Origin of the sequence: Vogesella indigofera (assembly GCF_028548395.1) — a bacterium.
Taxonomy (GTDB): Bacteria; Pseudomonadota; Gammaproteobacteria; order Burkholderiales; family Chromobacteriaceae; genus Vogesella; species Vogesella indigofera_A.
Genome location: NZ_JAQQLA010000004.1, coordinates 148,655 through 157,659 on the forward strand (window position 1 = coordinate 148,655; position 9,005 = coordinate 157,659).

General features: G+C 67.7%; 9 protein-coding genes. 3 read left to right on the forward strand and 6 right to left on the reverse strand.

Features of this window, described 5'->3' with window-relative positions:
- Position 1: 1 nt before the first annotated feature.
- The 3 genes from prmA to PQU89_RS06380 all read left to right on the forward strand — a co-directional run bounded on the left by prmA (position 2) and on the right by PQU89_RS06380 (position 2,769).
- A complete protein-coding gene (prmA, locus tag PQU89_RS06370) occupies positions 2–892 on the forward strand; it encodes a 50S ribosomal protein L11 methyltransferase (RefSeq protein ID WP_272765114.1) in 891 nt (296 codons plus the stop codon).
- 2 nt (positions 893–894) lie between these two features.
- Positions 895–2,103, forward strand: a complete 1,209-nt coding sequence (locus tag PQU89_RS06375; RefSeq protein WP_272765115.1) for a DUF3426 domain-containing protein — start codon at positions 895–897, stop codon at positions 2,101–2,103.
- Positions 2,104–2,235: 132 nt separating this feature from the next.
- A complete protein-coding gene (locus PQU89_RS06380; protein WP_272765116.1) occupies positions 2,236–2,769 on the forward strand; it encodes a redoxin family protein in 534 nt (177 codons plus the stop codon).
- Between the two features lie 72 nt (positions 2,770–2,841).
- On the opposite strand, the gene PQU89_RS06385 is transcribed toward PQU89_RS06380, so the two are convergent.
- The 6 genes from PQU89_RS06385 to PQU89_RS06410 all read right to left on the reverse strand — a co-directional run bounded on the left by PQU89_RS06385 (position 2,842) and on the right by PQU89_RS06410 (position 8,714).
- On the reverse strand, positions 2,842–3,843 hold the full coding sequence (locus PQU89_RS06385) for an NAD(P)H-dependent glycerol-3-phosphate dehydrogenase (protein WP_047966841.1): 1,002 nt from the start codon (positions 3,841–3,843) through the stop codon (positions 2,842–2,844).
- Between the two features lie 8 nt (positions 3,844–3,851).
- Positions 3,852–4,232, reverse strand: coding sequence for an SH3 domain-containing protein (locus tag PQU89_RS06390; RefSeq protein ID WP_272765117.1), 381 nt, complete (start codon positions 4,230–4,232; stop codon positions 3,852–3,854).
- 68 nt (positions 4,233–4,300) lie between these two features.
- The gene (secB, locus tag PQU89_RS06395; protein ID WP_189352543.1) at positions 4,301–4,753 is read right to left on the reverse strand and encodes a protein-export chaperone SecB; all 453 of its coding nucleotides are present in this window, start codon (positions 4,751–4,753) and stop codon (positions 4,301–4,303) included.
- An 84-nt stretch (positions 4,754–4,837) separates the two neighbouring features.
- Positions 4,838–5,095, reverse strand: coding sequence for a glutaredoxin 3 (gene grxC / locus PQU89_RS06400; protein ID WP_272765118.1), 258 nt, complete (start codon positions 5,093–5,095; stop codon positions 4,838–4,840).
- 64 nt (positions 5,096–5,159) lie between these two features.
- A complete protein-coding gene (dacB, locus tag PQU89_RS06405; protein ID WP_272765119.1) occupies positions 5,160–6,539 on the reverse strand; it encodes a D-alanyl-D-alanine carboxypeptidase/D-alanyl-D-alanine endopeptidase in 1,380 nt (459 codons plus the stop codon).
- Positions 6,540–8,714 carry a primosomal protein N' gene (locus PQU89_RS06410; protein ID WP_272765120.1) on the reverse strand — a complete coding sequence of 725 codons (2,175 nt, stop codon included), beginning with the start codon at positions 8,712–8,714 and terminating at the stop codon, positions 6,540–6,542.
- Positions 8,715–9,005 lie beyond the last annotated feature (291 nt).

Here is a 9,005-nt window from a genome sequence, read left to right on the forward strand (position 1 = left end):
TATGGCATGGCTGCAAGCCACCATTCAAGCTGACTCGGCGGTGGCCGAGCGCTTCGCCGACGTCCTGATGGACGTCGGCGCCCTGTCCGCCACCATCGAGGACGCGCTGGCCGGCACCGCCGAAGAGCAGCCGATTTTCGGCGAACCGGGCGAACCGGTTGACCAGATGTGGCAACACAGCCTGATCAACTGCCTGTTTGCCGAGGACGCCGACGTCGCCGCCATGATCGCGATGGCCGCGCTCAAGTGCGGCCTGCCGCTGCCGCAGTACGAGCTGGGCCGCGTCGAGGAGCAGGACTGGGTGCGCCTGACGCAAAGCCAGTTCGACCCGATCCGCATTTCGTCGCGACTGTGGATCACCCCGACCTGGCACCAGTCGCCGGATCCGGCGGCGATCAACCTGCAGCTGGACCCGGGCCTCGCCTTCGGTACCGGCAGCCACCCGACCACCCGCCTGTGCCTGCAATGGCTGGACGAGCAGATCAAGGGCGGTGAAACGGTGCTCGACTACGGCTGCGGCTCCGGCATCCTCGCCATTGCCGCACTGAAGCTGGGCGCCGGCGCCACCCGCGGTATCGACATCGATGCCCAGGCGGTACGCGCCAGCATCGACAACGCCGCGCAGAATGACGTCAGTGCCGACTTCGGCCTGCCCGACAGCCTGCTGCCGGGCGAGTACGATGTCGTGGTTGCCAACATCCTCGCCAATCCGCTGCGCCTGCTCGGCGGCCTGCTGGCCAGCCATGTGCGCGCCGGTGGCCGCATCGTGCTGTCCGGCATCCTGCAGGAACAGGCAGAAGAACTGGCGGCCATCTACGGCCAATGGTTCGACATGGATGCGCCGGTGTTCGACGACGGCTGGACCCGCCTTTCCGGCGTGAAACGCGGCTGACCATGAGCTACACCACACAGTGCCCCGCCTGCCAGACCCGCTTCAAGGTCTCCGATGCCCACCTCGCCCTTGCTGCCGGCATGGTGCGCTGCGGGCGCTGTAGCCATGTCTTCCACGCGCCCAGCCATTTCGAGCCGGCACCGATGGTGGCCGAGGTGCCGCCGATCATCAGTACCCCGGCCAACGCGGCGAGCCCCCGCGCCGAAGCCGCGGCCGACGACGACTTTGAGTTGGAGCTGCCGGACTTTCATCCGGAACGGGATGCGGCCAACCTTGCCGCCAGCGCCGAACCGCGCGCGGCAGCGGTAGCCGCCGCTCCTGAACCTGAAGCGGCACTGGATCTGCCCGACTTCGACCTGCTGCCGGAACCGGAACAGCCGCTGTCATGGCAGGATCTGGATACCCCGCCCCGGCAGGACAGCACCCCAGCCGCCGAGCCGCAGCAGGACATCGCTGCCTTCCAGCGCGCGCTGGCCGAAGCGCTGCAGACACCGGCCAGCCGTGCCAGCGAACCGGTGGCACTGGTCGATGAACCGCCGGCCGCCGCTGCGCCGGCCTCCGGCCGCCAGCAAAGGTTGGCCGCACACTACGACGCGGTCGACAGCGCGGACAGCCCGCTGCCGCCGATATCCGCCGCCGATCTCGACGATGACGCGCCCGCGCCGGCGCCGGCCGCCAGCGAGCGCGACACAGAAGCGGAAGCAAGCGACACAAGCACCGGCGACGGCAACTGGCTGCGTGCCACCGCCTTCGGCCTGCTCGGCGTCATTGGCGTGCTGCTGTTGCTGTTGCAGCTGGCCTTCATCAACCGCACCGCGGTCAGTGCCGAGCTGCCGGAACTGCGCCCCGCCTTCGAGTCGCTGTGCCAGTCGCTCGGTTGCGAGGTACCACTGCCGACCCAGCGCCAGCTGATCCGCACCGAGTGGTCCGAGCTGTCGTTCGTGCCGCAGCACGAGCACCTGATCCAGCTGGACGCCACGCTGAAGAACCTGGCGCCCTATCCGCAGGCTTTCCCGCTGATGGAGGTGTCGCTGAAGGACGGCGAGGATCGCGTGCTGATCCGCAAGACGCTGAAACCGGAACAGTACCTGTCCGCCGACGATCTCAAGCTAGGCCGCTTCAACGCCAGCAGCGAGCTGAAGATCGTCACCCGCATGGAAGTCCGCGACGCCAAGGCGCTGGGCTACAGCCTGCACTTCTACTACCCCTGATACCGCTTGGCGCTAAAGCCGGTGCCCGCAGCCGTCACGCTGCCGGTCACCGGCTTTTTTCATAAGCCCGCCGCCCCGCGCTTGCTTTTCGCATGTTCTGTTCCACCATGAAGAAACAACCAGGAGCAGACCATGACCCACACCCATTTCCGCTATGCCGACGAATGGCTGGCGGTAGACGGCCATTTCCCGCAGGCGGGCGAGATCCTGCCCAGCTTCATGCTGGTCGACGAACAGCTGCGCGATGTGTCGCTGGAGCGTTTTCTCGGTCACGACAAGCTGGTGGTGACCCTGCTGTCGCTGGACGCACCCAAGGCCGGACTGGCACTGCTGCAGGAATTGCGCCGCCAGCTGGAGCCGTGGCCGCAGCTGCAGCTGATCGTGATCACCGTGGATTCGCCGTTCAGCCTCGCCCGCGCGCGCCAGGCGCACGGCCTGCCCTATGCGGTGCTGCTTTCCACCCTGCGCGGACGCGATTTCCACAAGCACTTCGGCGTGCTGATCCAGGATGTGCCGCTGGCCGGCATGACCTGCCCGGCACTGTGGCTGGTGGATGGCGACGACCGCATCGACTACGCGCAGCGGCTGCGCCACGAAGACGACGACTTCGACTTCGCCGAGCTGCGCCAGAAGCTGGTGGAACGCTTCTCCACCCTGCCACGCTAGGGCAAGCCAGACGTGAAAACCGGCAGCGCCAGGCTGCCGGTGAGGATGCTGCGGTTGCTATGTGGCAACGCTTTAGGCGCCGGGGGCGTGGAACTCCGGCTTGGGCGAGCGTCCGAGCAGGCGCTCCACCACGTGCTGCGGCGTGGCCTGGTGATACAGCAGCTCGCACACCGCGGCGGTGATCGGCATGTCCACCTGCAACCGCTCCGCCATCTTCAGCACCTCGCGCGCGGTCGGCACCCCTTCGGCAACGTGGCCCAGCTCGGCGAGAATGGTGTCCAGCGACTTGCCCTCCGCCAGCTTGAGACCGACCTGGCGGTTGCGCGACAGCGCACCGGTGCAGGTCAGCAGCAGATCACCGACGCCGGACAGGCCCATCATGCTCTGCTGGCTGCCGCCAAGCGCAACCGCAAGACGGGTGATTTCGGCGAGGCCGCGGGTGATCAGCGCCGCGCGCGCATTCATGCCGAAGCCGAGACCGTCGGCGACGCCGGTGGCGATCGCCATCACGTTTTTCACCGCCCCGCCGACTTCCACCCCCACCAGATCATCATTGGCGTAGATGCGCAGCAACGGGCTGTGCAGCTCGCGCGCGTAGTCGCGGGCAAACGCGTAGTTTTCCGATGCCAGCGTCACCGCCGCCGGCAGCCCCTGCGCCACTTCGCGGGCAAAGCTGGGGCCGGACAGCACGCCGACGCTCTTGAGATGGGGGAACTCCTCGGCCACCACCTGGTGCGGCAACAGGCTGGAACCGGCTTCGAAGCCCTTGCACGCCCACAGCAGCGGCGCATCCACCTTCAGCCGTGCCAGCTCGCGCAAGGTTGGCCGCAGGCCGGCGATCGGCGTCACCACCAGCACCAGATCAACACCGACCACCGCCTCGGACAGGTCGGCCGACAGGTGCAGATCGGCCGGGAACGGGCACTCCGGCAGGTAGCGCCGGTTCAGGCGTGTGGCCTGCATGTCGATCATCTGCTCGGCGTTGCGGCCCCACAGCGTGACATGATGCTGCCGGCAAAACGCGAAGGCCAGCGCCGTGCCCCAGGCACCGGCACCAAGTACGGCTATTTTCATCGTGTTCCTTACAGCCCCCACAGGCCGGCGATGCGGGCATAGCCCACGGTATTGTCGCGATGACGTACCTTGACCCAGCCGCTTTGCGGCGGCTCCAGCAGTTCCAGCGCCAGATCCTTGTCGGCCTGGTACAGCACGGCCGCGCTTTCCGACGGCGCGGCACGCACCGGCAGCTGCTCGGCGGTGACCAGCAGCATCTGCCGCGTCGACAGCGCCGCCGCCGGGATCCAGGCGATGCCGCCGGTGGCGTCACGCACCCGCGCCCAGTCCTTCTGCGTCACCAGCACTTCCACCGGGTAGTAGCGGCTGACCACGAACAGTTTCTTGGCGGCAAGGTTGGGCGCCTCGTACAGCGCGACGCCGGTTTCCTTGACCGAACGGAATTCCAATGCAAAAACCGTACTGGCCAGCAGGGCCAGTACGGCTGCAAACACAATGCGAGTCGGTTTCATCGCGATCAGGCTGTACCGGCTTCGGCCTGGGCGGCGCGTTGCTGCATGTACAGGGCTTCGAAGTTGATCGGTGCCAGCAGTACCGGCGGGAAACCGGCGCGGCCAACCAGGCTGGACACGGTTTCGCGGGCATACGGGAACAGGATGTTCGGGCAGGCCACGCCGAGGATCGGGTCGATGTCTTCTGCCGGGATGTGCTGGATCTGGAAGATGCCGGCCTGGGCCACTTCACACAGGAACATGGTTTTTTCCGGCAGCTTGGCGGTCACGGTCACGGTCAGCGACACTTCGAAGAAGCCGTCTTCCAGCTGGCGGCCTTCGGAGGCCAGCTGCATGTCGATTTCCGGCTGTTCCTGCTCCAGGAAGATGGCGGGTGCGTTCGGGATTTCCAGCGACAGGTCTTTGACGTAGATTTTTTCGATGGAGAATACCGGTTGCAGCTCTTGTTGTTCGCTCATGGTGTTGGATCTCGGTAGCGCCGTCAGGCGCGGGGTTGGAATCAAGTGCGGATCATCGCACGAAAATGATGACAGCTGCGCGCGTCAACCAGCCAGCAGCACATCCAGCTTGCCGGCCGAATGCAGCGCCACCAGGTCGTCACAGCCGCCGACGTGCACGTCGCCGATGAAGATCTGCGGCACGGTGCGACGCCCGGTCAGCGACATCATGGTGTCGCGCGCCTGCGGGTCAAGGTCGATGCGGACTTCTTCAATGTCGGCCACGCCATTCTGGGCCAGCACCTGCTTGGCACGAATGCAGTACGGGCAATAGGCCGAGGTGTACATGGTAACGGGTTTCATGGTGACGGCCTTAAGCTAAAACAAACAGTGATTATAAGGCCAGTTACCGCGCCCAAGGCAAGGCTCAGGGCTGCCCTTGCAGCTGTGCCGCGTAACGCTCGACCACCTCGCCGACCAGCGCGTCCAGCGCGCCCTGCAACTGTGCCGCGCGCGCGGAATTGAGCAGCGCCACGATCGCCAGCCGCTGCCCGGACGGCGCCTGCCAGTAGCCGGCCAGCGCGCGGGTGTCGCCGAGGGTGCCGGTCTTCAGCCGCAGCCGCGGCCCCAGCTCGGCGAAGCGGCGGCGCAGGGTGCCATCCTCGCTGGCCAGCGGCAGGCTGGCGATGAATTCCGCCGCGTACGGCCCGCGTGCGGCATCGAGCAGGATCGCGCCCAGCTGGCGCGCACTGATGCGCTCGCGCCGCGACAGGCCGGCGCCGTTTTCCAGCTGCAGCGGCTCGGCGGCAATGCCGCGCTCCAGCAGCAGCGAGCGCACCGCCAGCTGCGCATCGGCCACGGTATCGCCGCTGTGCGGGTTTTCCGCGCCCAGCGTCAGCCACACGCTGCGCGCCATGGTGTTGTTGCTGTACTTGTTGATGTCGCTCAGCGCCTGCGGCAGCGGCTCGGAATCCAGGCGCACCAGCTGGCGCGCGTCGGGCGGGGTACTGCCGTGCGCGATGCCACGCGGCCCCTCGCCGCCCAGCATCTGCCAGATGGCGGCAAAGCTCTGCCCGGCGTAGCCGTCGTTATCCAGCACGTTGACGTAGCTGGCCGCACCGTCGCAGGCCGGCGGCAGCTTGCCGCTGATGCGGATGCTGTTGCCGCTGAGGCTGACCGTGGCGTGCTCGCGCACGTCGCCGCAGCTGGCGGCGGCGCCGGGCTGCAGCCGATTGTCGAGGCGGAAGCCCGGCAGCGGCGGGTCCAGCACCACCTGCGGTCGGCCCTGCTCGTAGAAATAGCGCAGCCACGCCACCTTCAGGTTCGACAGATGGGTATCCGGCGGCACCGAGAACACGCGCTCGGCGTCACCGTCGAAGCCGTCGGCGCTGCTGATGCGGCTGAAGGCGCGCTTGTCCAGCAGCAACTGGCCGTCGATGCGTTGCACGCCGCGCAGGCGCAGCTGGCGCAGCAGCTCGGTCAGGCGCGCGGAATCGAAACGCGGATCGCCGCGGCCTATCCAGTACAGGTCGCCGCGCAGCACGCCGTTTTCCAGCACGGCATTGCTTTTCAGCTCGCTGCGCCAGCGGTAGCCCGGCCCCAGCCGGTTCAGCGCCGCCCAGGCGGTGACCAGCTTCATGGTCGAGGCCGGGTTCATCGCGGCATCGGCGCGGTGCTCGTCGAACACTGTGCGCCCTTCCACCGGCGCCGCCCACAACGCCACCTCGTCGGCACGCAGGGCGCCAAGGTTGGCCGCAAGCGCCAGCGGTGCGACGGCCAGCATGGCCACCATCAAACGTAAGCTCACTCAGATCTCCTGCGGGTCGACATCCAGCGACCAGCGTAATTGGCGCGGCGCCTTGCGCGCCAGCGCATCCAGCTGCGGCAACAGCTCGCGCAGCCAGGCGTGCAGCGCCGAGCGTTGCGGCGCCTCGAAGGTCAGCTGCGAGCGCTCGCGACCGGCGAGGCGCGCCATCAGCGCCGGCGCCGGGCCGAACACGAACAGCGGCGGCGGCAGTTCGCCGCACAGCGCCAGCACCTGCTGCAGGAAGGCCTCCGCCTCGTGGTACTGCGGCGCGTCGGCGCGCAGGATCACTTGGCTGGCCGCCGGCGGAAAGCCGGCCTCGCGCCGCTCTTGCAGCTGGCTGGCGGCAAAGCCGTCGAAATCATGCTGCGTCAGCGCCAGGTACAGCGGGTGCTCCGGCCAGTTGGTCTGCACGATGACATCGCCGGCTAGCTCGGCGCGTCCGGCGCGGCCGGACACCTGCAGCAGCTGCGCGAACAGGCGCTCGCTCGCGCGGTAGTCGGCGGAGTAGAGGCCGCCGTCGCTGCCCAGCACCACCACCAGCGACAGCGCGCCGAAGTCGTGGCCCTTGGCCAGCATCTGGGTGCCGAGCAGGATGTCCACCTCGCCGGCGTGCACGCGCTGGTACACCGCGTCCCACGCCGCCTTGTGGCTGGTACTGTCGCGATCGATGCGCAAGATGCGCGCCTCCGGCAGCAGCCGGCGCAGCGCCTCTTCCAGCCGCTGCGTACCCTCGCCCAGCGGCTGCACGTCGGGATTGCCGCAGGCCGGGCACTGCAACGGCACCCGCTGCTGCGCGCCGCAATGGTGGCAGCGCAGCTGGCGCGCCGACAGGTGCAGCACCATACGCGCACTGCAGTGCTTGCAGGCCGAGGTCCAGCCGCAGGCGGTGCAGGCCAGCACCGGCGAGTAGCCGCGGCGGTTGATGAACAGCAGACTCATCTCGCGCCGTGCCAGCCGCTGCTGCAGCGCGGCGATCACCGGTTCGGACAGGCCGTCCACCAGCTTCAGGCGGCGGGTGTCGACCAGCCCGATGCGCGGCAGCCGCGCGCTGCCGTGCGCCCGCGCCGACAACAACAGCTTGCGGTAGCGGCCGGCCTCGACGTTGGCCACCGTCTCCAGGCTGGGGGTGGCGCTGCCCAGCAGCACCGGCACCTGTGCCTGGTTGGCGCGCCACACCGCCAGATCGCGCGCGTGGTAGCGCAGGCCGTCCTGCTGCTTGAACGAGCCGTCGTGTTCCTCGTCGACGATCACCAGCCCGGCGCGCGGCAGCGGCGTGAACACCGCCAGCCGAGTGCCGATCACGATGTCGGCGACACCTTGCCAGGCATCGACCCAGCCCTGCAGCCGCTCGCCGTCGGACAGGCCGCTGTGCAGGCAGACGATGTGGCTGGCGGGAAAACGTTGCGCGAAGCGCTCGATCAGCTGCGGGGTCAGGTTGATCTCCGGGATGATCACCAGCGCCTGCTGGCCGGCGGCCAGCACGCGGGCGATCAGCTGCAGGTAGACCTCGGTCTTGCCGCTGCCGGTGATGCCGTGCAGCAGGAAGGCGCCGAAGCGGCCAAGGTTGACCGCCACCGCGTCCAGTGCCGCCTGCTGCTCGTCGTTCAGCGTCAGCGCCGCCGCCACCTGCAGCGGTGGCGCCTGCCACGGCAGGATGTCGAGCTGGCCGGCGGCCAGCGCCTGCTTCAGGAAGGCGCCCGCCTGCGGGTGCACGCGGCGCAGCGCGTCGCGCGATTGCGGCTGGTGCAGCGCCTGCCACAGCAGCAGCTTCACCGTGCTGCGCGCCGACGGTGCCGCGGCGAGGCCGGCGGCATTGAGGCGGTACTGACGGCGATCGGCCGGCGTCACCGCGCGCGGCTCGCGCAGCGCGGTGGGCAAGGCGGTGAACAGCGCCTGCCCCTGCGGATGCAGGTAGTAGCGCGCGGCAAAGCGCACTTGCTGCAGCAGTGCCTCAGGCAGCGGCGGCAGCTCGTCCAGCACCGCCAGAATCGGCTTGCAGCGCGCCTCGTCCAGCGCCTGCGGCGGCACGCTGTTGTCGACCACGCCGCACAATTCGCGATTGCCGAAGGTGACGCGGACGCGCTGGCCGCTGGGCAGCGGCTGCGGATGCAGGTAGGTAAATGCACCACGCAAGGGCACATCGAGCCAGACACTGATGTGCTGCATTGCAGTCATGATGGGACGGACTCCCCGCTAATCCAGCACTGGCGCGGCTTGGCGCCAGCTGTGCACAGATACTGTGGATAACTTTGTGAACAACTGACGAGCCGGCTGGCAAAAAGCACGTCAATCGGGCATTCCATTAGATTGCACAAATTTTAATCTGAAATATTAAATTCAATAAAATCAGATGCTTATATAAATTTCGTATTTCTTTGGCAACAAGCCTTGACAGGCCGGAAAAATGCCCCGTTTTGGTGTGCATAAGTCGTGGAACAACTGCGGCGACAACTGTCAAGCCTTGCC

Excerpts from the sequence above, each read along its gene's own strand:
- prmA (WP_272765114.1), top strand. The coding sequence starts at position 2 with ATGGCATGGCTGCAAGCCACCATTCAAGCTGACTCGGCGGTGGCCGAG.
- PQU89_RS06375 (WP_272765115.1), top strand. The coding sequence starts at position 895 with ATGAGCTACACCACACAGTGCCCCGCCTGCCAGACCCGCTTCAAGGTC.
- PQU89_RS06380 (WP_272765116.1), top strand. The coding sequence starts at position 2,236 with ATGACCCACACCCATTTCCGCTATGCCGACGAATGGCTGGCGGTAGAC.
- PQU89_RS06385 (WP_047966841.1), bottom strand. The coding sequence starts at position 3,843 with ATGAAAATAGCCGTACTTGGTGCCGGTGCCTGGGGCACGGCGCTGGCC.
- secB (WP_189352543.1), bottom strand. The coding sequence starts at position 4,753 with ATGAGCGAACAACAAGAGCTGCAACCGGTATTCTCCATCGAAAAAATC.
- grxC (WP_272765118.1), bottom strand. The coding sequence starts at position 5,095 with ATGAAACCCGTTACCATGTACACCTCGGCCTATTGCCCGTACTGCATT.
- PQU89_RS06410 (WP_272765120.1), bottom strand. The coding sequence starts at position 8,714 with ATGACTGCAATGCAGCACATCAGTGTCTGGCTCGATGTGCCCTTGCGT.